Genomic DNA, 26,792 nt, shown 5'->3' with positions numbered 1-26,792 from the left:
CCGGTCCATGCCTCACGCCGCCAGCGCCTGGCCTCACCGTGGGCTACGTCGGCTGGACCTTTGGCTGCAGCGCACCACCCAGGCCGCCTCCCTACTCGTGCTGCCGCTGGCCGTGCTGCTATGCCTGCAATGGCCTTTGCGCGATGCCATCCACGCCTATTCACGCGAAGCCAATGACATGGCCCAGCTGCTGTTTGGCATCTACGTCAGCATCGCCATGACGGCCGCCACCCGCAGCCACGCCCATTTGACACCCGAGGTGCTAGCCCAGCACTACCCTGCCCGGCTTCGCCAACGGCTGCTGCGCTGGGCCAGTGCAGGCCTGGTGCTGCCCTGGGCCGGCTTCATCATCTACACCGCCGCTCCCATGGTGTGGCAGTCGCTGCGCCAACTGGAAGCCTTTCCGGACAGCTTCACGCCCGGCTACTTCATCCTGAAAATTGGTGTGCTGCTGCTCGCCGGGCTGCTGGTGCTGCAAACCATCGTGGACCTGTGCCTGCCCCCAACGGCGCAGCCCACCGATTGATGGGCAATACCGGTCTGTGGATGCTGCTGGCCACGGCCATCGCCATGGCGACCAGCGGCCTGCCGGCCTGGGTGGTGCTGGTCGGCACCGCCACCCTGTTCTCGCTAGGCGGCCTGCTGACGGGCGCCCTGGCACTACCCCTGTTGTACGCCCTGCCCTTGCGTCTGCTAGGCCTGCTGGAGCACGACCTGCTGCAAGCTCTGCCACTGTACGTGCTGGCAGGCGCCCTGCTGAACCGCCTGCCGCTGATGGACATCCTGTTCCGCGTGGCCTTGCGTTTGCTGCACCGCACACCGGCCGCGCCGTATCTGGCCGGCATGGGCCTGGGCGCATTGCTGGCCCCCATGAACGGCTCGGTAGGCGCCAGCATCAGCATGCTGTCGCGCGCCGTGGGCCAGCGCCTGGCGGCGCAGGGCGTAGCGGCCGAGCGCAGCGCGGCCCTGGTCTGCAGCGCCAGCACCTTGGGCGTGGTGATACCGCCATCCTTGGTGCTGATACTGCTGGGCGACGCCATGATGCGCGCCCATACCGAAGCCGTGAACAGCACCGGACAGATGGTGCGCATTCTGAACACGCAGGACGTATTCCACGGTGCGCTGGGCCCGGCCGTAGCCCTGGCACTGCTGTTTGGCGCCGTGACCTGGTGGCGCAACCGAGGTGCTGCGCCTGAGCCAATCGGCCCAGCGCCCGCCGTGAGCCGCAAGGACTGGCTGCTGGCGATGGCCAGCGTGGCCGGCATCCTGGCGCTGCTGGTATCTGTAACGCTGGGCTATCTGTATGCGGTAGAAGGCGCGGCCACCGGCACCCTGGTGTTGCTGCTGGGCGGTCTGGCATCGGGCAGTCTGACGCGGCCAGTGTTCAAGGCCATTCTGCAAGACACACTGGCCATCAGCGGCTCGCTGTTTGCGCTGCTGGTAGCAGCCACCAGCTATACCCTGGTACTGCGCGGCTTTGGCACAGATGTATGGATGGCCGATGCGCTGCAGCACCTGCCCGGCGGCGCCTGGGCTGCTACCTGCGTCAGCCTGCTGATGCTGCTGCTCAGCGCCTTCATCCTGGATGCATTCGAGATCATCTTCGTCATCATCCCCATCACCATGCCGCCGCTGCTGGTGTTGGTGCCGGATGCCACCTGGGTCGCCGTGCTGGCGCTGCTGGTGCTGCAGATGGGCTTTTTGCTGCCGCCGTTTGGCTACGCCATCCTGATGGCCGGCAGCGTGCTGCGCCAGCGCCTGTCCATGCGCGCGCTCAGCCGGGCCTTGTGGCCGTACCTGCTGGTGCAGGCCGCAGTGATCGCGGCCGTGCTGCTATGGCCACAGCTGGTGTGGCATGCCGATAACGCCAGCACCGAACCCCAGCTGTCCGAGCAGGAAGTCCAGCAACTGCTGGAACAACAGCGGCTGGACAGCGAAAAGGAATAGGTTGGATCAGTGCGCCAGCGCCATAACCGCGCGCTTGCGGTACAGCACCAGGGTGGCAATCAGCCCGCACACGGCCGCAAACGACATCCACATGGCCGGCGCGGCCTTATTGCCAGTGGCCTCAATCAGGCCTGTGGCGATGGCCGGGGTAAAGCCACCAAAGATCGCCGTCGCCAGGCTGTAGGCCAGCGAGAAGCCCACGGTACGCACCTCCACCGGCATCACCTCGGTCAGCGCCACCACCATCGCGCCGTTATAGCTGGCGTACAGGAAGGACAGCCACAGCTCCACCGACAGCATCTTGGAGAAGCTGGGGTCGGCCGTCAGCCAGGCCATGGCCGGGTAGGCGCTGACGATGGTCAGCACAGTAAAGAAGATCAGAATCGGGCGCCGGCCAATCCGGTCCGACAGCGCGCCCATCACAGGCAGCCAGATGAAGTTGGAAATACCCACACACAGGGTCACCACCAGCGCGTCGGTGGTGCTCAGGTGCAGCACGCTTTTGCCAAACGTGGGTGTATAGACCGTGATCAAGTAGAACGACACCGTGGTCATGGCCACCAGCATCATGCCGGCGATCACCAGGCCCCAGTTGTCCAGCATGGAACGGAAGATGGCGCGCGTGTCAGGCCGGTGCTTGCGCTGCTTGAACTCCTCGGTTTCCTGCAGCGAGCGGCGCAGCACAAACAGCACCGGCACGATCAGGCAGCCGATGAAGAAAGGTACGCGCCAACCCCAGTCGCCAATCTGCAGCGGCGTCAGCCAGATGTTCAGCGCATAGCCCAGCGCAGCGGCGACGATGATGGCCACCTGCTGGCTGGCAGACTGCCAGCTCACATAAAAGCCCTTGTGGCCCGGCGTGGCCATTTCGGCCAGGTAGACCGATACGCCGCCCAGCTCTACGCCCGCCGAGAAGCCCTGCAGCAAGCGCCCTGTCAGCACCAGGGCCGGCGCCAGATAGCCGATGCTGGCATAGCCGGGCACACAGGCGATCAGCACCGTGCCAGTGGCCATCAACGCCAGGGTCACGATCAGGCCTTGGCGCCGCCCCACGCGGTCCACATAAGCGCCCAGAAAGATGGCGCCCAGCGGCCGCATCAAAAAGCCCGCGCCAAAGGTCATGAAGGTGAACATCAGCGACGCAAACTCATCCGCCGCGGGGAAGAAGGTCTTGGCAATGTAGGTTGCGTAAAAGCCGAACAGGAAGAAGTCGAACATCTCCATGAAGTTGCCACTGGTCACCCGTAAAACGGTGCCGAACTTCGATGCAGAGGGAGCGGTGGAGGTACTCATGCGGGGCTCTCGAACGGTGGCGGTATGCACCATCCGTAGCGGGGAGGCGACATTACAGCGCGATTAATTGTCTAGACAATTTTATCGGCGCACCCGCCAAACTACCCGGCCGTTACCCCAAGTACACAAGACTTTACCTACTCCCGGACCGGGGGCGTATCGGCCAGAAACAGCGCCTGCAAATCGCTCAAAAAGTCGAAACCACGCTCGGTGGGCCGTACGCGTACACCGTCGCGCTGCAGCAGGCCCTTGCTCTCGCCCTCGGCCAGCCCCTTCTGAATGCGCGTGAGTGGCAGACCGGTACGCTCGGTGAACTGCGGCAGCTCGAAGCCTTCGCGCAAACGCAAGGCGTTCAGCATGAATTCGAACGGAAGCTCGGCGCGCGCAATGTCTTCGTCCTGGGTCACGGCATTGCCGGCCAGGGCGTTGTCCATGTATAGCTTGGGTTCGCGAAAGCGCACCTGGCGCACGATGCGGTGGGCAAAGCTGAGCTTGCTGTGCGCGCCCGCGCCAATCCCCAGGTAGTCGCCAAACTGCCAGTAGTTCTGGTTGTGCACGCAGGCGTGGCCGGGCAGCGCGTAGGCAGACACCTCGTAACGCTGCATGCCGGCGGCCGTGGTCATCTCGGTGATCTTGTCCAGCATGTCGTAGCCCAGGTCGTCCTCGGGCACCTGCGGCGGGAACTTGGCGAAATAGGTGTTGGGCTCGATGGTCAGCTGGTAGATGGAGATATGTTTGGGCCCCAGCGCAAGCGCTGTCTGCATATCCCGCTCTAAATCTTGTAGCGTCTGACCGGGCAGCGCGTACATGATGTCGAGGTTGAAAGTGTCGAATGACTGGGCCGCCTCCTGTACAGCCGCCAGCGCCTGGGCGCTGTCGTGCACGCGGCCCAGGGCCTTGAGGTGTTGGTCGTTGAAGCTCTGCACGCCGACCGACAAGCGCGTCACGCCGGCGCCACGGTAGGCGCGGAAGCGATCTTTCTCGAAGGTGCCGGGGTTGGCCTCCATGGTGATTTCGCAGTCCGGCTCCAGCCGCAGCCGGGCGCGGATGTCGCCAATCAGCCGGTCTATCGCCTGCGGCGAAAACAGGCTGGGCGTGCCGCCGCCGATGAAGATGCTGTGCACCGTACGGCCCCAGACCAGCGGCAGCGCGGCCTCCAGGTCGGCCATCAGCGCGTCGATGTAGCGCTGCTCGGGCACTTCGCTGGTCGGTACAGGAGCCGCCAGGCTGGCGGCAGGGTGCAGGGTCTGTGCGCCATCAGCCCGCAACTCATGCGAGTTGAAATCGCAGTACGGGCATTTCTTCAGGCACCAGGGCAGGTGCACGTACAGCGACAGCGGCGGCAGCGCGGCCAGCTGCAGCAGGCCGGGGCGCATGTAGTGCTGCAGGTCTTTCATCACATCCAACGCTCACGTATCAGGGCCAGCATGGCGCGGGACGACTGGCCGCGGTGGCTGTTGGCGTTTTTCACCTCAGGGCTAAGCTCGGCAAAGGTCTTGCCGAACTGCGGCAGAAACATCACCGGGTCGAAGCCAAAGCCATTCTCGCCCTGCGGTGCACGGGTGATCTCGCCCACGGCACGGCCCACGGCGATCAGCGGCTCGGGGTCCTGCGGGCTGCGCACCGCTACCAGGGTGCTGACCAGTGCGGCACGGCGGTTGTCTATGCCCTGCATCTGCTCCAGCAACGCGCGCACATTGTTGTCGTCGCCCTTGGGGTAGCCAAACTGGGTGGCGTAGTAGGCGGTCTGCACACCCGGCAGGCCACCGAATGCATCGACGCACAGGCCCGCATCGTCGGCCACCGCCGGCAGGCCGCTGTGCTCGGCTGCATGCCGGGCCTTGGCCAGGGCATTCTCGACGAAGGTGTGGAAGGGCTCAGCGGCTTCGGGAATGCCCAAGGCACCCTGCGCCACCAACTCCACACCCAGCGGGGCGAACAGGGCTTGCAGTTCAAACAGCTTGCCCGCGTTATTCGATGCCAATACGATTTTCATAAAAATATGCCTTCAGCGCAGGCAGTACCTGCGCAAGCAGCTATTACTTCGATAGCGCCTGCTGTTGCAGAGCCATCAGTTCCAGAATGCCTTTTTCCGCCAGGCCCAGCAGCGCGTCCATCTCGGCGCGGGTGAAGGCCACGCCCTCGGCCGTGCCCTGCACTTCGACGAAATGGCCGGCGCCGGTCATCACCACGTTCATGTCGGTGTCGCAGGCGGCATCTTCGGTGTATTCCAGGTCCAGCAGCGGCGTGCGATCCACGATGCCGACCGAGATGGCGGCCACGCTATGGGTAATGGGTGTGACCTTGATCTTGCCGGCCTGCAGCAAGGTGCTGACCGCGTCCTGCGCCGCCACAAAGGCGCCGGTGATGGCAGCGGTACGCGTGCCGCCGTCGGCCTGCAGCACGTCGCAGTCCAGGTGGATGGTGCGCTCGCCCAGCAGCTTCAGGTCGAACACAGCCCGCAGGGACCGGCCGATCAGGCGCTGGATCTCCTGGGTGCGACCGGTCTGCTTGCCGCGCGCGGCCTCGCGGTCGCTGCGGCTGTGGGTGGCGCGCGGCAGCATGCCGTACTCGGCGGTCACCCAGCCCTCGCCGCTGCCCTTCTTGTGGCCGGGCACTTTCTCTTCCACGGAGGCAGTGCACAGCACCTTGGTGTTGCCGAACTCGATCAGCACCGAACCTTCGGCGTGGATGGTGTAGCCCCGGGTGATGCGCACCGGGCGCAGCTGGTCGGCGGTACGGCCGCCATTACGGACAAATTCGGTCATGGTCTGGTTCCAAAATGGGTGATAAGTGTGCCAACCCCTCTCCAAGGCGCAGAAAAACCGGCTGCGCCGGGCTCCTGGCCCCGCCCTATGAGGGGTATCAACCTCGCTTGATCGCAGAGCGGCGGATGGCTTCGTTGATCTCGGCAATCGAGCGTTCTATGGCAGCGTCATCCAGCTCATCCAGCCCACTGCCGGGTCCGCTGGCCTGGATGGACGAAGCAAACACGCCGTCCTGTATGGATTCGGTGGAAATGCCCCGCGTGGACTCAAAGGGGTCCGGGGTTTCCCACTCGATCGCCATTACGGTAACGTTGTCGCTGGTGGCGCCCGCCTTGCGCAGCGCCTGCTCCACCAGATCGGGCACAGCCTCAGACACCGGTGACTGGCTGAGAACGCGCACGATGTCTTCGTCCGGCAAGCTATCCCACAGCCCATCCGAGCACAGCATGATCTTGTCACCCTGGTGCAGCACGATAGGCCCGGTGATATCGAACACCGGCCGCACCGACGCGCCCAGACAGGTATAGAGCACGTTGCGGTTCACCGGCCCAGGGGGCGTGCGTCCATCGGAACGACTTTGCTCGGCGTAGGAGTGGTCGCGGGTGCGGGTGAGCAAAAGGCCGTCGCGCACCACATACAGGCGCGAATCGCCGCAGTGCACCCAGGTCGCCGTGCTGCCCTGCACCACCGCCGCCACAAAAGTGGTGCGTGGCGAATCCAGCATGCCGGTACGGCCCGCGTAACGCAATATCTGCTCGTGCGCGGCCAGAATGGCAGCGGTCAAAAATTCGGTGACATTGGGCAGCGAAGGCTGGGCCTGCTTCTGGTACAGCGCGGAGGCGGACTGCAAGGCCAGCTGTGCCGCCACCTCGCCCTCCGGGTGGCCTCCCATGCCGTCGGCCAGCAGGAACAGACCGGATTCACGGGTGTAGCAATAGCCCATGCGGTCTTCGTTTTTGGCGCGGCCGCCCTTGCGGCTGACCTGGAATACAGAAAACTTCACTTGGGTGTGGCCCCGATGCCGGTGGCATCACGCACGTTCTTTTTGGTGTCCGACACCAGGGTGTCGAACTGCAGGCGCAGCTTTTCAGCCACGGACAATTTGGTATAGCGACGCTCGCCTTCACGGCTGAGCTCTTTTTGCAGCGCAAATACCGACTGCGGGCGCGACAGCGGGTCTACTGACATGCACCACTCCACCACTTCTATCAGGTTGTCGGAGTAGATGCCACGCAGGCGCGACAAGGCCAGGGCCAGGCGGTCTTTCTCCAGGCGCTGCGGCGCCTCGTTCGGCGGATAGCCCTGCATGCAGGCGTAGATGCAGGCGCCGATGGCGTAGATATCGGTCCACGGGCCCATGGAGGCATCGCGCCGGTACATCTCTGGAGCGGCGAAGCCGGGGGTATACATGGGACGGATGAAGTTGCCTTCCTTGTTCAGCACTTCGCGGGCCGCACCAAAATCGATCAGCACCGCCTTGTTGTCGTCGGTGATGAAGATGTTGGCCGGCTTGATGTCCAGGTGCAGCATCTTGTGCTGGTGCACGATGCGCAGGCCGCGCAGGATCTCGTCGAACAGGCTGCGGATGGTGGATTCGCGGAACACCTTCTGCTTGCGCAAGTCACGCGAGGTGATGATGAAGTCCTGCAGGGTCGCGCCCTCCAGGTAGTTCATCACCATGTAAACGGTTTCGTTCTCGCGGAAGAAATTCAGCACGCTGACCACCGAGGGGTGGGAAATCTGCGCCAGCGAGCGGCCTTCTTCGAAAAAGCTCTTCAGGCCCAGGCGGTACAGCGACAGCTTTTCGGGTGGCACCTGGGGCAGCAGCTCGCCAGCGGCACGGGTCGCCAAAGACGAAGGCAGGTACTCCTTCAGGGCCACCTGCCCGCCTTCGTTATCGCCGGCCAGATACACCACGCCGAAGCCGCCGGAGGACAGGCGCCGGACAATGCGGTAACCCCCTACAACAGTGCCTGGCGGTAGCGTGGCCGGTTTGATCTTGGACATAAATTTGGTGGGGAGAGCGGCTCTGCAACGTAACCCAGTTATTCTCGGGCCATTGCAACGATAAGTACCATCTAATGCCAGTTTACAGCATGACCGGCTATGCCAGTGCCCAGCACAGCAGCGCCGCCAACACCCCGGAATCCGAATCCAAAAGCAACTCTGCGCGCCGCCTGGGGCTGGAAATCCGCTCAGTCAACAGCCGCTTCCTGGACCTGACCTTCAAGCTGCCCGACGAGCTACGCAGCCACGAACCCGCGCTGCGTGAGCGCGTCATGGCCAAGCTCAAGCGCGGCAAGGTGGAAGTGCGCGCCGCTATCGAAAACACCGCCAGCGGCAGCCTGCCCGACCCATCGCCGCGCCTGATGCAACGCGTAAATTCATTGCAGGACTCAGTCAAGGCCTGGTTGCCCCAGGCCGCGCCGCTCAGCGTGGCTGACGTGATCCGCCTGGCGTCCAGCGAACAAGGTCCGGCCCACGACTGGGCCGACGACCTGCTGAACCTGTCCGACACGGTGCTGGCTGCGCTGGTGGAAGCCCGTCAGCGCGAAGGCGACCGGCTCGCCACCATGCTCAAAGGCCATATCACCCAGCTGCGCGCCCTGGCCCAGAAGGCCGTACCCCTGGTGCCCCAGTTGGTAGAGCAGCAGCGCCAGCGTTTCCTGGAACGCTGGAAGGAAGCCATGGCGCTGACCGATGGCGCCACCTTGCCCGAAGCCGCGCAAGACCGCGCGCTGACCGAAGCGACATCCTTCGCCATCCGCATCGACGTGGCCGAGGAACTGACCCGCCTGCACTCGCATCTGGACGAGATGGAACGCATCCTGAAGAAGGGCGGCGAAGTCGGCAAGCGCATGGACTTCCTGATCCAGGAACTGCACCGCGAAGCCAACACCATGGGCAGCAAGTCCGCCGCGCTGGAGCTGACCAAGATTTCCGTGGATATGAAGGTGCTGATCGAGCAGATGCGCGAGCAGGTGCAGAACGTCGAATAACAACGAGGCATGGCCCGCCTGCCCGTCAGGGTGGCTGCCATGCCCCAAGCCAACGCTGGTTTTTAGAAGTTGATTTCCGCGCTGGCGTGCAGGGTGCGTGGCGCGCCCTGGATCAGGCCGTAGCCCCAGCTGCCCAACCAATATTTGGTGTTGGTGAGGTTGGCTACGTTGGCCCGGAAGGTCACGTCCTTGCCGTCCAGCTTGGTCACGTAGCGGGCACCCACGTCATACAACTTGTAGCTGCCCAGCATATGGGTGTTGCTGCTCTCCAGCGCCTGTTGGCCCACATGGCGAACGCCGCCCGACAGCACCATGCCCCGCATCTGCGGCACCTTGTATTCCACTTGCAGGCTGGCCGTGACATCCGCCACATTTTGGGCACGCTTGCCATTGACCGCCGAGTCATCGCTCTTGTTGCGGCTATTCATCAGCACCGTGCTGCCCATCAAGGCCCAGTCGTGGGCCAGCTCCGTACGGCCGGACAAGTCCAGGCCCTGGTAGACCAGACCACCTTCCTGCACATAGACATTGCTGCTGTTGGTGTACTCAAGCCCGCGTTCAATACGGAACAGCGCCGCCTCGGTAGACCAACCCTTGCCCTCTTTCTTCACGCCGATTTCGTACTGTTTGCTCTTCAGCGGGCCAAAGGTTGCGTTGGCGTTGGTGGTGGTCAGCGGAGCCGTGCCGCCCTGTTCCAGGGATTCAACATAGCTGGCGTAATACGACAGGGTGGCGTCCGGCTTCCAGATCAAGGCCAGCGTGGGAGACCACGCAGACTTGGCATAGTGGTTTGCCAGAGAGCCATCGGTATCGTAGTTGTAGGCATTCTGGGTGTAGTTGCTGTGGCGCACGCCAATGATGCTGTTCCACTGCGGAGTCCACTGGATGGTGTCACTGGCGAACACGCCCACGTCGCGGGTGTTGGAGGCCTCTCCCAGGGTCTGGTCCACCGCATTACCTGGGTTGGCCAGCGCCACAACGTGGTACAGGTTGTTGGTGCCCAGGGTGTCGTCGCCAAAGTTCACGCCGTTGATGCGCTTGCCGCGCTGGATGCTGGTGCCAAACGTCAGGTCGTGGCCGATGGAGCCGGTTTGCACTTTGCCGGTAAACATCAGGTTCGCCGCATCGCTTTGCTGTTTGCTGTACCAACGGTACAGATCATCGGTGTAGTTGCCCGCGTTGTCGGTCACCGTGAGGAAGCTGTCGTAATTGGTGCGCGTCTGGCGCATGCCACGGTAGCCTACGCTCATGTCCCAGTCCTTGGCGAAGTTCCAATGCAGCTCGGTGCCGATGGTGCCCATCACGGTCTGGTGGTAAGTGAAGTCCTGGCTCAAAGCCTGGCTGCCGTCCACCGGCGTGGGTGTAGACACACCGTCGGCCAGGGAGATGGCAAACAAGGAACTGCTCACCTTACGCTTTTGGTACAGGCCGTCGATGGACCACTGCAAAGTAGGCGTCAGGCGCACGTCGAAAGCCGCCGAGACCGAATCCCGTTTGATGGGGGAATTCAAATAGGTGTCGCCACCTTCATGCACGGCGTTCACACGCAGACCCATGCGCTCGTCTTCACCAAAGCGGCGGCCAATATCGGCCTGCAGCACGTACTGAGACTCGGTGCTGTAGCCCAGCTTGACCGACGACACCGGATTTTTGCCCGCGCGCTTGGTTTGGTAGTCGGCAATACCGCCGGGCGAGCCAAAGCCATACATAAAGCCCGACAGGCCTTTGAGCAGGCTGATCTGCTCGAAGTGCTCCAGCGGCAGATCCATGTTCCAGACCACCGTGTTCAGGCCGTTGATCTTGATTCCGTTCAGCATGTCCAATGGCAGGCCACGTATGGCGATCTGCGAGTTCTCGCCCGAAATACTGTTGTTCAGCGCGGATACGGCGGCATCCGCCTTGAACGCCTCGGCCAACGTGGTGGCCTGCTGGTTGGCGATGAACTCCTTGGTGGCCACACTGGTGGAAAAGGGGGTGTCCAGCAACTCCTTCGTCCCCAAGGCCCCTGCACTGCCTACCGAAGCGCGGTAGCTAGGAATAGCCGTCTCGCCCTCTTGCACCGACTTCACCACCACCGCGGGCAGCGTACCTTCCTGCGCATACGAGGAGGCCGACAAGCTCAGCAAAGCCAGGGCCAAGGGCGTCAAGCAGGCCCGCCCAGCGGGTTGGCGGACATCCAACAAGGGGTTCATAGTTCCATTTCTCCTGATTCAAATAAATAAACAAACAAACAACAAAAAGTGAGCGCCTGAACCAGGCACTCACAATGCGAAAAAAGAGGAAAGCGGCTAGAGCCGCATCACACGGCGACCGGCAGCGCCGCTTTAGCGCCTGGCACCATGCGGCTGCGCTCCGGCCGGTCTGCCAGCATCGATTCCAGAATTTCCACGGAACGCACGGCCAGCACCGACAACAAGGTATCGCTCAAGCCGTGGCTGTCTTCACAGCAACCTTGCAGGTAAATCCGGGGCAAGAAGTTCTTCGTGGTATGCAGGCGGTAGTCACGCCCCACGGTGTAGCCGTCGATGTATTCGGCCAAGCCGCCCAGCAGGCGTTTATGGTCATCGCGCCGGTAGCCGGTGGCCAGCACCACGGCATCGAATTCGGCTTGCTCCGTCGCCCCGCTGGTCTGGTGGCGTAAAGCCAGCTGGATGCCCGTACCGGTGGCACGCGCCTGCGTCACCTCTTTGCCAGACCACAGCTGGCAGCGCTGCACACCGCGCACCCGCTGTTCGTACAGCAGCTTGTAGATATGCTGGATCAAGTCCAGGTCCACAACCGAGTAATTGGTGCTGCGAAAGCGCTCCAGCGTGGCACGGCGCACATCCTGCGGCTGGTGGTAGATAACGTCGGTAAATTGCGGATGGAAGATCTCATTCACGAACGGGCTGTCGTCCGCCGGCATCAGCACATCGCCACGGGTGATCAAGGTCACCTCCGCATCGCCAAAGCGCCCTACCAGGTCCAGGTACACCTCGGCCGCGCTCTGCGCACCGCCCAGCACCGCAATGCGCCGCGGCGTGCCCTGGCTGTGCACCAGGGCATCCAGCCGCTCCAGATAGTGCGCGGCATGGAACACGCGGGCGTCTTGCAGCGCTTCAAAAGCGGCCGGAACCGCCGGCACGCCGCCAATGCCAAACACCATATTGCCCGCCGTGCGCGCGTAGCTGCGACCGTCCAGACCGCGTGAATGCACGCGCAAACGGGTGATCTGCTCGCCTTCACGCACCGGCTCCACATCCACCACTTCTTCGCCGTAGTGGCAGAGATGGTCGAAGTGCCCGGCCACCCACTGCAGATAGTCGTTGTACTCAATGCGCGAGGGGAAGAAGCTCTTGAGGTTGATGAACTCCTTGAGCCGCCCTTTTTCATGCAAGTAGTTGATGAAGGTGAAGTGGCTGGTTGGATCGCGCAGCGTGGCCAGATCCTTGAGGAAGGACACCTGCATATCGCTGCCCTCCAGCAGCATGCTGCCGTGCCAGACGAACTCCGGCTTCTTTTCAATAAAGCAGCAGTCCAGCGCCTTCTTGCGCGGATGGGCCGACTCTTCCATCGCCAGGGCGATGGCCAGGTTGGACGGACCAAAACCAATACCAATGAAATCGTGCTCGACGCTAGAAATACCCATGTTCATCCTTTTGCCAAAAATAGGCAGGAATGCACGCCGGGCTGCGTGCACCTTGCTGCTAGCAAATACATGAACATGACGAACGGCCTGGGCAAATATTTAATGCCAAATGCAAATAATTCGCAGGCAGCGTTTACCGGGTTACGCGCCATTCACTACAAAAACAATAGCTGCTTGCGCAGTTGTTATCTGCGCTAGAGGCCTAAAAAGCTTGAAGTTTTTGTGTCTAAGGCTAAGCCCGCACCGTCTGCCCATGCGGACCCGCTAACCACTGCCCCTGCGCATGCACCTCGCGCTCCAGCACCAGCAGCGCGGCCCGCTTGTGCGGAAAGTCAAACTGCCGCAGGTAGGCAAAACCGTATTGCTGCAAATAACCAACCATGCGGACGTTGTCGGCACGCGGCTCGCACACCACGGCCTGGGTGCGCGGATCGTCCAGCATCAGGTAATGCGTCAACGAGGGCAGCCAGGCGGCCACGTACTGCGGACCACGGGCCCAGTCCTCGCCCACCAGCATGTGGATGCCGCGGTCATGGTCGCCCACCGGGTAGAACGGCGCGATGCGGTCCTCCTTGGCCCAATAGGCCTCGTAGTAAGCGAACGGCCGGCCGTCCAGGCATGCCACCAGCGGGTGCACATGCGGGTCAGCCAAGGCATTGGCGATGAAGGCGCGGTGCTTGTCCAGGTCGCCCTGCTCCTCCCAGAAATACGCCACGCGCGGGTGGTTCATCCAGCGGTGGAAAGGCTCCAGGTCCGTTTGCGCATCCAGCGTACGCAGGCTCAGCCACTGGTTCAGCCAGGGGATGAAGCGCTGGTACACGGTGCCCGTAGTTTGTGGCGGGCGGCGTGGGTGGCGCTTGCCCTGGCTCATCACATAGTCCAAGGGGTAGGCCGCACTGCTGCTGCCGTGCAGCCACAGCTCGGGCTGCTGCAGCAGGCTGGTGCGCGGCATCTGCACCGTTCCGTTGGCCGCAGCCACAGCAAGGCCCTGGCGCAGCAGGGCGGGCAGCGCCTCCGCGTAATCCGAAAAATCCAGCTCCAGCGCCGCCACGGCCGCGTCCGCGGCAAACACGGCGTGCAGCGCGGCCAGCAGAGCCCAACGACGCTGTGCCGCATCTGTGGGCTGCCAAGCCAGGATGGCGGCGCGGCGGAGGGACCCTTCGCGCACACCCAGCGCCAGAACCATGGCAGCCTGCCCGTCGAGTTGCACCTCCACCGTGGAGGCATGCAGCAGGGTGCGGATGCGCGTGCCGCCGTCCAGAGCGAAGTGGTATTCCAGTGAGAGGTTTTCTTGCATGTTTTTCCTTGGGTGTGATCAGGCCCATGCCGGGCTGGCGGTGGCAGTGCGTGCCCCCAGCGCAGCGGCAAGTTCGGCCACGGTTTGGTGATGGAATACGTCAGCCAGTCCCAGCGCAATACCCTGCTTGCGCGCTTGCGCGACCAGTTGCACACAGCGCAGCGAGCTCGCCCCTTGGGCAAAAAAGTTGTCCTGCGGCTGCAGCAAAGGCAAACCCAGCACCTCCGCCACCAGGGCGGTCAAACTGGCTTCCAGCGCTGGCTGCCGTGGCAAGTGGGCCGTAGCTTTGGGCGAGCGGCTTGTGCGCACTGGTGCCACCGGCCCCAGGCTGGCGTGCAATGCCTGGTCCGGGGTGGCCACCAATGTTGCGAGCAGGCGCGGATAGTCGCTCCAGAGGCTCTGCGCAAAGCTGGCATCCACCCGCTCCACTGCATAGGAGAAGGCGCCGCGCACCTGGCCACCTGCGTCTTCGGCAACATCGAGCTCCAGGTCGAACACCACATTGCGCCGGGGCACGGGGAAGTCCTCCAGCCGCAAGCCCGGCAGGGTGGACAGGCTTTCCACGCGGGGCCGCAAATAGTTGTAGAGCACCTGGAATACCGGGTTGCGCCCCGGCACGCGCTCTGCCCGCAGGGCCTGCACCAGCTGTGCAAATGGCAGGCCGGCATGGGCTTGCGCGCCCAGCAAGCTGTCTTGCACGGCCCGTACCAACACGGCAAAGCTCTGGCTTGGATCGACGCGGGCACGGACGGGCTGGGCATTAAGAAACAGGCCTACCAAGGCCTCGGTTTCCACCCGGTCGCGGTTGGACGCCAGAATGCCGATGCAATGGTCGGCCTGCCCGGTATGCCGGTACAACAAGGCATGGAAGACAGCTTGCAGCAGCATGGACAGGCTCACGCCCCAACTCTGCGCCAGGCTGCGCGCTTGTTGCACCAGCACAGCATCCAGCGCAAACAACAGCTGTTCAGCCCGCATGCCGGGCTGGGCGGGTGCATCCGGCGGCGCGGGCAACACCAAGGCTGGCAAGGCCACCAACTGGGCACGCCAGTACGCCAGATCGGCAACCGGAACGCGGTCCTCCTGCTGCTGCCAGACACAGTAGTCGGCGTAGTCCAGCGTCGGCTCGGGCAGCGCGGCGGCATGGCCTTGCAGCTCGGCGCGGTACAGCGCCATCAGGGTGTCAAACACCAGGCCCATGGACCAGCCATCGGCCACGATGTGGTGGATGGTCAGCAGCAGCACATGGTCTTCGGCGCCCAGACACAACAGCCGCGCACGCAGCAACGGCCCTCGCTCCAGATCAAAAGGCTGCAACGCCTCCTCCTCCGCCAGACGCCGCGCCTCCGCCTCGCGCGCAACGGCCGGCCACTGCGATACATCCACCTGGGCCAGTGCCACCGCTGCAGGTGGGGCAATGCACTGCACCGGCCGGCCGTCGCGGCCCGCCGGAAAGCTGCTGCGCAGCGCGCCATGCCGTGCCACCAACGCATTCAGGCTTGAATGCAAAACAGACCGCTGCAGCACACCACTACAGCGCAATGCGCTATGAATGTTATAGCTTGCATCGCTAGGATCGCTACGCCACAAAAACCACAAGCCTTGCTGCGCATGGGACAGCGGCACCGGCCCACCGGGCATGCGGCGCGGGATAGGTGCCAGCACCTCGCTGTGGCATTCGGTGGCCACGCGCTGCGCGAAGTCGCCCAGTGTCGGCGCCTGGAACAGCAGCTTCAAGGGCACGGGCAGGCCCATATTGCGCTGCACGCGGGCACAAACCTGGGTAGCCAGCAAGGAATGCCCCCCCAGCGCAAAGAAATGCTCGTCCAGCCCCACACGCGGCAGCTGCAGCACCTCGGCCCAGATCGCCGCCAAGGCCTGCTCCATCGGCGTGCCCGGCGCCCGGTACGCCCTCTCCTGCGCTCGCGGCTGCGGCGCCGGCAACGAGCGCCTATCCAGCTTGCCGTTGGCCGTCACCGGCAAGGCGTCCAGCTGTATCAGCTGCGCCGGCACCATGTATTCGGGTAGTTGCTGCGCCAGTTGCTGGCGCAGCTGTTCTTCTTGCAGTGGTTCTTGCTGCTGCTCTTGCTGCTGGGCCACCCAGTAGCCCAGCAGCTGCGCACTGGCGCCCTCCCCGTGCACCACCACTGCGGCTTCACGTACGCCCACACAGGCCAGCAGCCGGGCTTCGATCTCGCCCAGTTCGATGCGCAGGCCGCGCAGCTTGACTTGGTGGTCCAGTCGGCCCAGGTAGTCCATGCCGCCGTCGGCTCTCCAGCGGACCTGGTCGCCGGTGCGGTACAGGCGGCTGCCGTGGCCCCAGGGGTCGGGGATGAAGCGTTCGGCGCTCAGGCCAGGGCGCTGGTGGTAGCCGCGGGCCAGTTCGGGGCCACCCAGGTAGAGCTCTCCGGCTACGCCCACGGGCAAGGGGTTGAGGCTGTCGTCCAGCACCCAGGCGCTGCGGTTGCCCACGGCCGTGCCTATGGGCAGATAGGGGCTGTGCTGCCACTGTGCCGGATCGCTGTCCGGGGTGGTGGTCCACAGCATGGGGGAGATCACGGTTTCGGTGGGGCCGTAGCCGTTGATCAGGGTGGCCGGGGCGAAGACCTGGCGCACGCGTTCGAAGTGTTCGCGTGACAGGGCTTCACCACCAAAGGCGAGAACGCGCAGGGCCGGGGCCGGGGTATCCGGCGCAGGATGCTGCAGCAAGCTGTGGGCGGCTTCGGCCAGCTGGACCAGGTAGCTGGGGGGGAAGGCGGCAACGGTGGTGCCGTGGCGGGCCATCTGGGTGCAGGCCTGGGCCGGGCTCCACAGGCTGGGGTCGCTGATGAGGAGCTCGGCTCCGAACAGCAGGGGCATGAGCCAGTATTCATGGGCCAGGTCGAAGTTGATGGAGGCGAAGTGCAGGACTTTGTCCTGCGGCCCCAGCTGGTAGCGCTGGCCTATGGCCTGGCAGTGCCGGGCCAGGGGGCCGTGTTCGACGCAGACGCCTTTGGGCTGGCCGGTGGAGCCGGAGGTGTAGATGAGGTAGGCGCGTTGGGCGGGGTGGATGGCCACGGCGGGTGCGGTGGCGGGCCATGCCCCTTCCGTGTCTTCGGTGTCTTCGATGTAGAGGATGTCCAACTGTTCTGGCGAGAACTTCAACCAGGGGGCGTCCAGGCTGCGCTGGGTGAGCAGGTGGCGGATGCCGGCGTCCTGGCACATATAGGCCAGGCGCTCCGATGGGTAGCCGGGGTCCAGGGGGACGAAGGCGCCGCCGGCTTTGAGGATGGCCAGGAGGGCGATGACCATGTCCGGGCTGCGCTGCATGCTGAGGCCGACGCGGACTTCGGCGCCTACGCCGTGGGCGAGGAGGCGGTGGGCCAGGCGGTTGGAGCGTTCTTCCAGGTCGTGCCAGCTGACGACGGTGTCGCCCTGGCGCAGGGCAACTCGGGGGCCCAGGGTGTGGGCCTGGGTACCCAGGGCCTGGGGGAGTGGGATGAAGGCTGACGGCTTTGGGTGCAGGGCTGCGGTGTTCCAGTGCTGCTGTTGGTGCAGCTCCGCGGGGCTGAGCAGGCGCAGTTGGTCCAGCCGGGTGTGGGGGGCCTGGATGGCGTGTGCCAGCAGCACGCCCAGGTGTGCGCCCAGGCGCTCTACTGTCGCTGCTTCGAATAGCTCGCAGGCGTAGACCAATGTGCACGTTAGCTTGCCGTCAGCATATTCCTCACTGGACAGCGTGAGGTCGAACTTGGCCACCGGGTTGCCTTCGGACACCTCTTCCACCTGCAGGCCGGGCCACTGGGGTGTCTGTCCATGGCTTTGGTGGTTGGCCATGACCTGGAACAGCGGGTGGTGGCTACCGCTGCGTGCGCCGGGCAGGGCTTCGACCAGCTGTTCAAAAGGCAAGTCCTGGTGCGCCTCTGCGCCCAGCAGGGCATTCTTGACATCGGCCAGCAGGGCTGCAAATGTCTGTCGCCCCGCAGGCTGGGTGCGCAGCACCAGGGTGTTGATGAAGAAACCTATCAGGCCCTCGGTTTCGATCCGGTTGCGCCCGGCCACCGGCACACCCACCCGCACATCCATGGCGCCGCTGTAGCGGTACAGCACGGCCTTGAAACCGGCCAGCAAAACCATAAACAGCGTAGCGCCCTGCGCCTGGGCCAAAGCCCGCAAAGCACCGACCACATCACCGGGCACGACAAACCGGTGGCGCGCACCCGTCAGCAAAGGCGCGGCGGGCCGGGGCCGGTCTTGCGGCAGAGCCAGCACAGGATGCGTGTCACCCAGCGTCTTGCGCCACCATTCCAGCTGGCGCGCGCCCTCGCCCGCTTCCAGCCAATGGCGTTGCCACAGCGCAAAGTCGGGGTATTGGATAGGCAAACACGGCAGATCTGCTGGGCGGCCAAGACCCGCTGCCGCATAGCCCTGGGCCAGCTCTGCCAACATCAGCTGCGCGGACCAGCCGTCGGAAACGATGTGATGCAGCGTCAACAGCAGCAGGTGCTCCTGCGGGCCGCAGCGTAGCAAAACCACACGCCACAACGGCCCACTGGCCAGATCAAACGGACGCATGGCCTCCGCCTCGGCCTCGGCTTGTATCTGCTCCGGCGTGGCCCCCACCATGTCCAGATGGCGGACAGGTAACGGCGCAACCCGATGCACGGTCTGCAGTGCCTCACCTCCCGGCCCCATAGAGAAACTGGTGCGCAAGGCCTCGTGGCGCGCGGCCAATGCATTCAGGCTGGCGGCCAATGCGGCAGTATCCAGAGCACCGCTGAGCTTCAGCCGGCCCGCCATGTTGTAGGCCGGGCTCAACGGGTCCATGCGCCACAAGAACCACAGCCGGGCCTGCGCGTACGAGGCGGGCAGCGGCGCGCCACCGTCGATGTGCGGTGGAATGGGCAACAGGCTGAAGTCGATATGCTGCTCCGCCAGGCGTTGCAGGAAAATCTGGCGCTGTGCCGGTGCCAGCTCGGCAAATCGGTGTGCCAGTTGCAGCAAGCGGGGCTGGCTCATGCCTCCTCCATGGCGCCGAACAAGGCATCCAGTGCATCCAGTTGGGTGTCGTTCAAAGCGCTGCTGCGCGCCTCGTCCACTGCCACGGAAAATCCGGCCAAAGTGGCTGCTTCAAACAGCCGGCGCAATGGCACACTGACCTGCAGCTCGGCCTTCAGGCGTGACACCACCCGCGTCGCCAGCAGCGAATGCCCCCCCAAGGCAAAGAAGTTGTCGCCACGGCCAATGGCATCCAGCCCCAGCAGCTCGCACCATAGGGCCGCCACGCGTTGCTCGGTATCGCCCACCGGGACATCGCTGTCGCGGCTGCTCCATACCGGGTCCGGCAGGGCTTTGCGGTCCAGCTTGCCACTGGGCGTGAGTGGCATGCGCTCCAGCACAAGCAGCTGCGCGGGCACCATAAAAGCCGGCAGTTGCGTAGCCAGAAATTCCAGCAGTGTGGCCGGAGCCACATCTTGCTGCAGCACGACATAGCCGATCAAGCTGTCGCCACCATGCGCGACCACCACGGCCTCGCGTACGGCGGGGTGCTCCTGCAGCCGGGCTTCGATCTCGCCCAGCTCGATGCGTAAGCCACGCAGCTTGACCTGATGGTCCAAGCGGCCCAAGTACTCGACTACGCCATCATCGCGCCATAGCGCCAGGTCGCCCGTACGGTATAGCCGCGCGCCACTGCGAAACGGGTCTGGCACAAAGCGCTCGGCCGTGAGCGCGGGCCGCGCATGGTAGCCACGGGCCAAGCCTGCGCCGCCAATGTACAGCTCGCCCGCCACGCCCGGCGGCAGAGGATTGAGCGCGTCGTCCAGGATGTGGATCTGGGTATTGGCGATGGGTTTGCCGATGGGCACGGTACTGCCATCGTCGCCCTGGCAGGTCCAATGGGTCACGTCGATGGCGGCCTCGGTCGGGCCATACAGATTGTGCAGACCCGCCTGTGGCAGGCTGTGCCGCACCCGCGCGGCCAGCTCGGCGGGCAAGGCCTCACCGCTGGCCACGATATGGCGCAGGCTGCTGCAAGCCGTACAGCCCTCATAGGCCATGAAGGCCTGCAGCATAGAAGGCACAAAGTGCAGGGTGGTCACGCCGTGCTGTTTGACCAGGTCTACCAGGCGCGCCGGGTCGCGGTGTGCCCCTGGCTCCGCAATCGCCAGGCGCGCGCCCACCATCAAGGGCCAGAAGAACTCCCACACCGATACATCGAAGCTGAACGGTGTTTTCTGCAGCACCGTGTCCGATGCATCCAGGCAGTACGCCTCTTGCATCCACTGCAGGCGGTTGCGCAAAGCGCCGTGGGTATTGCCCGCGCCCTTGGGCCGGCCGGTGGAGCCCGAGGTATAGATCAAGTAAGCCAGTTGCTCGGCATGTACCTCGCGCGCAGGCCGCTCCACGGGCTGTGTGGACAAGTCCTCCTGGTCCAGACACAGCACGGGGGCCACGCCGGCTGCCAGGCTGGCGCGCAAGGCGCTATGCGTCAGCACCAGGGCGGGTTGGGCATCTTGCAGCATGTAGGCCCGGCGCTCTGCCGGATAGTCCGGGTCCAGCGGCACATAGGCTGCACCCGCCTTGAGCACGGCCAACAAGCTGACCACCAGATCCAGCGAACGCTCCATGCAGATAGCCACGCAGGCGTCAGGCTGTACGCCCAGGTCCAACAGTCGGTGCGCCAGCTGGTTGGCACGCTGGTCCAGGCTGCGGTAGCTCATGCGCATATCGCCGAACAGCAGCGCGATGGTTTCGGGCTGCCGCTGCGCCTGGCGTTCGAAACAGCGGTGCACCGCACTGTCGTCCGCATAGCGGGTGTCGGTGGCGTTCCACGCAGCCAGTTGCAAGAGTTCCGCAGCAGCGGGCAGTGCCAGCGTGCCCACGGGACGCTGCACGTCTTGCACCAATCCGCTCAGCAAAACGACAAGATGGGCATGCAGGCGCTGCACCTCCGCCAGGCTGAAGTGCGCCTGGTCAAAGCCATACTCGATGGACAAGCTATCTGACTGGGTAACCACCAGGGTCAGCGGATAGCTGGTGGATTCGGTATTCACCAGGTCCGAGAAGTGCAGAGAAGTTGCGTCACGCTCGGTCCACTCACGGCCCACCGGGTAGTTTTCAAACACGATCAGGCTGTCGAACAGCGCCTGGCCGCCCTGCCCGGCCCAGCGCTGGATCTCGAACAAGGGTGTATGTTCATGCTCACGCAAAGCCAGGTTTTCGGCCTGCACACTGCGCAGCCAATCGCCAGCCGATTGCGCGGACTGCGGCGTCAAAACCACGGGCAATGTGTTGATGAACAGACCCAGAACTTGCTCCACGTCAGGCAGCTCGGCCGGGCGCCCCGCAACGGTTGCGCCAAACACCACGGTTTTCTTGCCGGTATAACGCTGCAGCAGCAAAGCCCAGGCCCCCTGGACCAGGGTATTGAGGGTCACGCGGGTGGCACGGGCACAGCGCTGCAGGTCTGCTGTTTCGGCAATGCTCCAGCCGGCGTGCCAGCGGCCATAGCCGGTGCCGCTATGCCGCGGTGCCGCCATGGCACCGGCCAGGAGCACTGGTTCATCCAGGTGGGCAAGACGGCTTTGCCAGAAGCCACGGCTGGCCTGCATATCTTGGCGCGCCAGCCAGGCGATGTAGTCACGGTAGCGCAGCCGGGATACCCGCTGCACCGGCACACCGGCATAGTGGTTCAGCACCTCGGTCCACAGCTGGGCTGTACTCCAGCCGTCCAACAGCAAATGGTGCCGGGTCCAGACCAGGCGGTACAGGCTGTCGCTCAAACGCACCAGGGCCAGGCGCATCAGCGGCGGCGCGGTAAGCACAAACGGGCGTTGGCGCTCTGCCAGCCCCAGGTCTTGCAGCGCCGTGGCCTGGTCGGCTCGGTCGCGCCAGTCGTAGAGCGCCATCTCCAGACGGGCGCTGCGGTGCACCACCTGCTGCGGTTGCGCCAGGCCTTCATGCCAGAAGGCTGTGCGCAAAATATCGTGTTGCTCCACTGCCGCCTGCCAGGCTAAGGCCAGACGCCGCACATCGGGATTGGTCAAGCTCATCGCCAGCTGGTTGACATAGGCACCCTGCTGCGGTTCCAGCAAGCTGTGGAACAAGAAGCCTTGCTGCAGCGCAGTGGCGGGGTAGATGTCCTGCACTTCGCGCGCGTTGGCGGGCAACTGCTGCAGCTCGGCAGACTGCAGGGCAGCCAATGGAAAGTCGGAGGGCGTCAAGCCGCCGGACTGGGGCGCGCAGCAATGCGCAACCAACTCTGTCAACGCAGCACCATAGGCATCTGCCAGTGCTTGCACGGTATGCGGGTGGTACATGGCACGGCTGTACACCCAGGTCAGCGACAGCACACCATCTGCAACCTGGCCATGGATCGCCAGCCAGTTCGACAAGGGGCCACTGCCATCCCGCTCGGCACCCGACTGGCCGAACGCTGGGCGCAACCACACGCCGCCTGACACGGTGGAATCAAACTGGCCCAGGTAGTTGAAGATGACCCTCGGCTGGGGCAGCCCAGCCAATTGCTCGCGCAGCGCCGGCAGCGCCAGCGATTGCAGCAGGCCAAAGCCAATGCCCTTGTTTGGCACGCCACGCAGGGTTTCCTTGACGCTGCAAATGGCTACGCCATCATCTTCCTCCACCGCCAGGCGTACCGGGAAATGGCTGGAGAACCAGCCCACGCTGCGCGAGAGATCCGCCGAATCGAACAGCGCCTCACGGCCATGGCCTTCCAGCTCCAGTAACACCTCGGGCACGTTCATCCAACGGCCCAGCACGCGTGCCAGAGCAGTGAGCAACAGGTCGTTGACCTGGGTGCGGTAGGCCGCAGGCGCCAGCTTCAGTAGACGCTGGGTGGTGTCGCGGTCCAGGTGCACTACGGCCTGGGCGGCATCGCGCACCAGCCCGGTCGTGGCAGACATATCGCGGGGTGGCTCGGTACCCCGGTAGTCGGCAAGGGTCCGCCAGTAAGGCAATTCGGCGGCCATGGCATCGGTCTGGGCATGGCGCTCCAGCAATGCCGCCCAGGCTGCACAAGAAGTGCCCGGCGCAGCCAAATTTACGGGGGCGCCCACCTGTGTTTGGCGGTAGGCGGTTTCCAGATCCTCCAGCAGCACGCGCCAGGACACGCCGTCCACGGCCAGGTGGTGGATGGCCATGAACAAGCCTTGTGTGCCATTGGCCTGGTTCGCCAACACTGCGCGCATAAGCACACCGCCATGAATATCCAGACTGCGCTGCGCCTGGTCACACAGCTGGTCGAACGCAGCAGCATCCGCTACGTCGCGCACCCACAGGATTTCATCGGTGCCATGCGGTGTGTCTGCATGTGCTTGCCACTGCCCGTCCGCCGCTTGCCGATAGCGGCAACGCAAAGCCTCGTGTTGGGCGCGCAGCGCGGCAAGGGCCTGGCCCAGGCAACGCGCATCCAGGTACTCGCGTACTTCGAAGCGCAGGGCTTGGTTCCAGTGGCTCCGCTGTGCGATGTCCAAGGCCAGGAAATTCTTTTGTGCAGGCGTCAGCACAAGCGTGCCTAGCGACGGGGTCGCAGCGGGCACAAAAGTAGGTGCCGACACCGGTTGCGCCACGCGCGCCAAGGCTGCCACGGTCTGGTTTTCAAACAGCTGCTTGGGCGTGAGCTTCAAGCCCTGCTTGCGGGCGCGGGCAATGATTTGCAGACTGAGTATGGAGTCGCCGCCGAGCTCGAAGAAGTTATCGCTCAGGCCCACCTCTTCCAGGCCCAGCACTGCTTTCCAGATGCCCGCCAAAATCTGCTCTGTATCCGACATGGGTGCATGGCTGCTGCTGGCAGACTGCTGCGGCAGGGGCAAGGCCTTACGGTCCAGCTTGCCGTTCACCGTCAGCGGCATGCGCTCCAGGGCCAACCAATAGCTGGGCAACATGTAGTCGGGCAGCCGACGTGCCAACACGCTCTTCAGCGCAGCCATATCCAGGTTGCAGCCGTTGGCGGGCACCAGATAGGCCAACAACTGGCGGTGGTTGGCGTCACCATGCAAAGCCACGGCCTGCACTTCGGCTGTAGCCACGCCGGGCAAGGCCCGCAGCGCCACGGCCACCTCGGACAGCTCCACCCGGTAGCCGCGTATCTTGACCTGCTCGTCGGCACGGCCCAAGAACTCGACCGCCCCGCTGGGCAGCAAACGCACCCGGTCGCCGGTGCGGTACACACGCTCACCCTGCGCATAAGGGTGGGGAATGAACCGCTCAGCAGTCAACCCAGGCCGCCCCAGGTAACCACGCGCCAGGCCGGGGCCACCCAGATACAGCTCACCCGCACTGCCCAAGGGCACGGGGTTCAGGTCGGCATCCAGCACATATGCCTGCCCATTGGGCAGCGGCGCTCCCACCGGTACGCTGGCCGAGCCGCTGCGGTCCGCCAAAGCAGCATCCTGGGTGAGGATGCCGACCGTGGTTTCGGTGGGGCCATAGTGGTTGAAAACGCGGCAGTCGGGGCGCAGTTGCACCAGCTTGTCGTACAGCTCCCAGGGCAGGGCCTCACCGCCCAGCACCAAAGCATGGCGCGGCAGCACATCCGCAGGGCGGGCCGCCTGCAGCAGGCCTTGCAAATGGCTGGGTACGATCTTCAACACGCCCACCTGGTGCTGGACCATATAGGCGGCAAAACTGTCCGGGTCGAAAGCCCGCTCCGCAGAAACCAGGTGCAGCAAACGCCCGGAACACAAGGCACCAAACAGTACCGTGTGGCCAAGATCGGCCGCGACGGTGGACACCATCGCCATACTTTCGCCCGGTGCCAGCTCCAGCCGGGCCAGCATGCCCACCACATAGTCGGCCAAGGCGCCGTGGCTGACCACCACGCCCTTGGGCTGACCGGTGGAACCCGAGGTGTAGATGAGGTAGGCCGCCGTGCCCGGCTCCGGGCGCAAAGCCAGCGGACTGGCATCCAAAGTGTTCCATGCCGCCTCGGCCCCCAGGGAAATCGCAGTTGCACCCGCAGCCTGCGTGGCCAACATACCGGCACTATCGGCCAGTACGCACTGCACATCCGCGTCCCGCAGCAAAAATGCCGTGCGCTCGACAGGTAGCAAGGGGTCCAATGGCAAGCAGGCCGCCCCTGCCTTCAGCACCGCCAACAAGCCCAGCACCAGCGCGGGACAACGCGGCGCGCACACGGCGACCCGCTGCTCCGCGCCCACGCCGCGGGCCCGTAGGTAGCGGGCCAAACGGTTGGAGGCAGCATCCAGTTCAGCAAAGCTGATTGTTTGATCTTCAAAGCGCACAGCCGCAGCATCCGGATGGGCAGCCACGCTCTGTGCCCAGGCACCCAGCACGCTGAAGTCCGCGCAATCCAAGGTTTCCGCACGCAGCATGAAGTCAGCAGGCGCAAGTGGTAGCGTCAACGCGGCCAAACAGGCTTGCGGCCCGGCTGCGATTTCCGCCAGCAAATGGGTATAGGCCTGCGCAAAGCCGGCAACGCGCGCAGAGTCAAACAAGGCCGTGGCGTAGCTGAAAACCGCCTCGATGCCCTGCGGGCTATCGGTCACATCCAGCGACAGATCAAACCGCGCGGCATGGTCTGGCAATGGCAACAACTGCAGCCGCAGGCCGGGCAATTCGATCCCTTGGGGCAACGCGATCTGCTGGGTGAACTTGGCCTGCACCAGCGGGTTGTGGCTCAGGCTGCGCTCTACCTGCAAAGCGTCCACCAGCACGTCGAAGGGAAGGTCCTGGTGCGCCTGCGCACCCAGAACTGCCGTCTTCACCTGCGCCAAGAAATCTTCGAAGCGCAGCGCTCCGTTCAGTTGTGCACGCAATACCTGGGTATTGACGAAGAAGCCCACCAGCCCCTGCGTTTCAGGCCGTGACCGGCCGGCGACCGACACGCCCACACGCACATCTTTCTGGCCGCACAAGCGCGACAGCAGCAATTGGTAGGTCGCCAGCAGCAGCATGAAAAGAGTGGCGCCATTGCGCTGCGCCAAGGCGCGCAGCGCGTCGGACAAAGCTGTGTCCAGTGCAAACACATGGCGCGCACCTTGCAAGCTGCGCACCGCAGGCCGAGGCCGGTCCAGCGGCAAGGCCAACAACGGATGCTCGTCGCCCAGCGCATCACGCCACCATGCAAGCTGGCGCTCTCTTTCGCCCGCCTCCAACCAATGCCGCTGCCAGAGTGCGTAGTCGGCGTACTGTATGGGCAGATCGGGCAGGGCCGGCTGCCCACCTTCGCAAAACGCCCGGTAGCAGGCCGCAAACTCACGCAACAACAACTCGACCGACCAGCCGTCGGAAACGATATGGTGCTGAACCAGCAGCAGGCGGTGTTCCGTCGCGCTAAGACGTAGCAAACGTGCACGCAGTAGCGGCCCGGTGGACAAATCAAAAGCTTGGCCCGTCTCCAGCGCGGCCCAGCGTTCCATTTCCCGCTGTTGGGCAGTTGCGTCCAAGTCCGACAGGTCCGTGTGAGCCAAAATCAATGGCAACGGCGCGTGGATGCGCTGCTGCGCCTGCCCATCAACACTGGCGTGGAAGGTGGTGCGCAAAGCCGCATGCCGAGCCACCAAGGCATCCAGACTGGCTTGCAATGCGGCATGGTTGAGCTGGCCCGTCAGGCGCAGCATCGCGGGAATATGGTAAGCCGCGTTACCTGGCTCCATCTGCTCCAGAAACCACACCCGCTGCTGCGCAAACGACAAAGGCAATACCGTGCCTGCACCGGTGGGCACGATGGGAAGACGAGAAAAGTCGACGCCTTTCTGTGCCAGGGCTTGCAGAAAGCTTTGCCGCGCGGCCGCCGGCAATGCCATGAAGCGGCGGGCCATTTCAGCTTTCATGTTGTGCTGCACATCGGTTGGCTGGCCAAGTTGGGAATCAGTGGGCACGGGGGTTTGGATGGGGGTCAT

14 protein-coding genes are annotated in these 26,792 nt (G+C 64.2%); 3 read left to right on the top strand and 11 right to left on the bottom strand.

Translation table 11 applies throughout. The annotated features are described in order from the left end of the window. Positions 1-7: 7 nt before the first annotated feature. Positions 8-526, top strand: a complete 519-nt coding sequence (locus tag AC07VY_RS01290) for a TRAP transporter small permease subunit (RefSeq protein WP_495095883.1) — start codon at positions 8-10, stop codon at positions 524-526. Then, the gene (locus tag AC07VY_RS01285) at positions 493-1,947 is read left to right on the top strand and encodes a TRAP transporter large permease subunit (protein WP_495095884.1); all 1,455 of its coding nucleotides are present in this window, start codon (positions 493-495) and stop codon (positions 1,945-1,947) included. The genes AC07VY_RS01290 and AC07VY_RS01285 overlap by 34 nt, the downstream gene beginning before the upstream one ends. A gap of 6 nt (positions 1,948-1,953) precedes the next feature. On the opposite strand, the gene AC07VY_RS01280 is transcribed toward AC07VY_RS01285, so the two are convergent. The 6 genes from AC07VY_RS01280 to AC07VY_RS01255 all read right to left on the bottom strand — a co-directional run bounded on the left by AC07VY_RS01280 (position 1,954) and on the right by AC07VY_RS01255 (position 8,015). Continuing rightward, positions 1,954-3,240 (bottom strand): MFS transporter, encoded by a 1,287-nt coding sequence (locus AC07VY_RS01280; protein WP_495075072.1) that lies wholly within the window; start codon positions 3,238-3,240, stop codon positions 1,954-1,956. A gap of 137 nt (positions 3,241-3,377) precedes the next feature. Next, the gene (gene hemW / locus AC07VY_RS01275) at positions 3,378-4,637 is read right to left on the bottom strand and encodes a radical SAM family heme chaperone HemW (RefSeq protein ID WP_495095885.1); all 1,260 of its coding nucleotides are present in this window, start codon (positions 4,635-4,637) and stop codon (positions 3,378-3,380) included. Next, positions 4,637-5,236 carry an RdgB/HAM1 family non-canonical purine NTP pyrophosphatase gene (rdgB, locus tag AC07VY_RS01270; RefSeq protein ID WP_495095886.1) on the bottom strand — a complete coding sequence of 200 codons (600 nt, stop codon included), beginning with the start codon at positions 5,234-5,236 and terminating at the stop codon, positions 4,637-4,639. The genes hemW and rdgB overlap by 1 nt, the downstream gene beginning before the upstream one ends. Before the next feature lie 43 nt (positions 5,237-5,279). Beyond that, positions 5,280-6,008 (bottom strand): ribonuclease PH, encoded by a 729-nt coding sequence (rph, locus tag AC07VY_RS01265; protein ID WP_495095887.1) that lies wholly within the window; start codon positions 6,006-6,008, stop codon positions 5,280-5,282. A gap of 97 nt (positions 6,009-6,105) precedes the next feature. After that, positions 6,106-7,011, bottom strand: a complete 906-nt coding sequence (locus AC07VY_RS01260; protein WP_495075076.1) for a PP2C family protein-serine/threonine phosphatase — start codon at positions 7,009-7,011, stop codon at positions 6,106-6,108. Then, the gene (locus tag AC07VY_RS01255; RefSeq protein WP_495075077.1) at positions 7,008-8,015 is read right to left on the bottom strand and encodes a serine/threonine protein kinase; all 1,008 of its coding nucleotides are present in this window, start codon (positions 8,013-8,015) and stop codon (positions 7,008-7,010) included. The genes AC07VY_RS01260 and AC07VY_RS01255 overlap by 4 nt, the downstream gene beginning before the upstream one ends. Before the next feature lie 74 nt (positions 8,016-8,089). On the opposite strand from AC07VY_RS01255, the gene AC07VY_RS01250 reads away from it, so the two are divergent. Continuing rightward, a complete protein-coding gene (locus AC07VY_RS01250) occupies positions 8,090-9,007 on the top strand; it encodes a YicC/YloC family endoribonuclease (protein ID WP_495095888.1) in 918 nt (305 codons plus the stop codon). Between the two features lie 62 nt (positions 9,008-9,069). On the opposite strand, the gene AC07VY_RS01245 is transcribed toward AC07VY_RS01250, so the two are convergent. The 5 genes from AC07VY_RS01245 to AC07VY_RS01225 all read right to left on the bottom strand — a co-directional run bounded on the left by AC07VY_RS01245 (position 9,070) and on the right by AC07VY_RS01225 (position 26,792). Further along, on the bottom strand, positions 9,070-11,199 hold the full coding sequence (locus tag AC07VY_RS01245; RefSeq protein WP_495095889.1) for a TonB-dependent siderophore receptor: 2,130 nt from the start codon (positions 11,197-11,199) through the stop codon (positions 9,070-9,072). Between the two features lie 107 nt (positions 11,200-11,306). After that, the gene (locus tag AC07VY_RS01240) at positions 11,307-12,635 is read right to left on the bottom strand and encodes a lysine N(6)-hydroxylase/L-ornithine N(5)-oxygenase family protein (protein ID WP_495095890.1); all 1,329 of its coding nucleotides are present in this window, start codon (positions 12,633-12,635) and stop codon (positions 11,307-11,309) included. A 232-nt stretch (positions 12,636-12,867) separates the two neighbouring features. Next, on the bottom strand, positions 12,868-13,932 hold the full coding sequence (locus tag AC07VY_RS01235; protein ID WP_495095891.1) for a GNAT family N-acetyltransferase: 1,065 nt from the start codon (positions 13,930-13,932) through the stop codon (positions 12,868-12,870). 18 nt (positions 13,933-13,950) lie between these two features. Beyond that, positions 13,951-18,927 (bottom strand): amino acid adenylation domain-containing protein, encoded by a 4,977-nt coding sequence (locus tag AC07VY_RS01230; protein WP_495119471.1) that lies wholly within the window; start codon positions 18,925-18,927, stop codon positions 13,951-13,953. Then, positions 18,924-26,792, bottom strand: a complete 7,869-nt coding sequence (locus AC07VY_RS01225) for an amino acid adenylation domain-containing protein (RefSeq protein ID WP_495095893.1) — start codon at positions 26,790-26,792, stop codon at positions 18,924-18,926. Before AC07VY_RS01225 ends, AC07VY_RS01230 begins: the two co-directional genes overlap by 4 nt.

Source organism: Rhodoferax sp. GW821-FHT02C08 (assembly GCF_059421805.1).
Note: the sequence above shows the minus strand (reverse complement) of the source record. Positions and strands in the feature narration are given on the sequence as shown.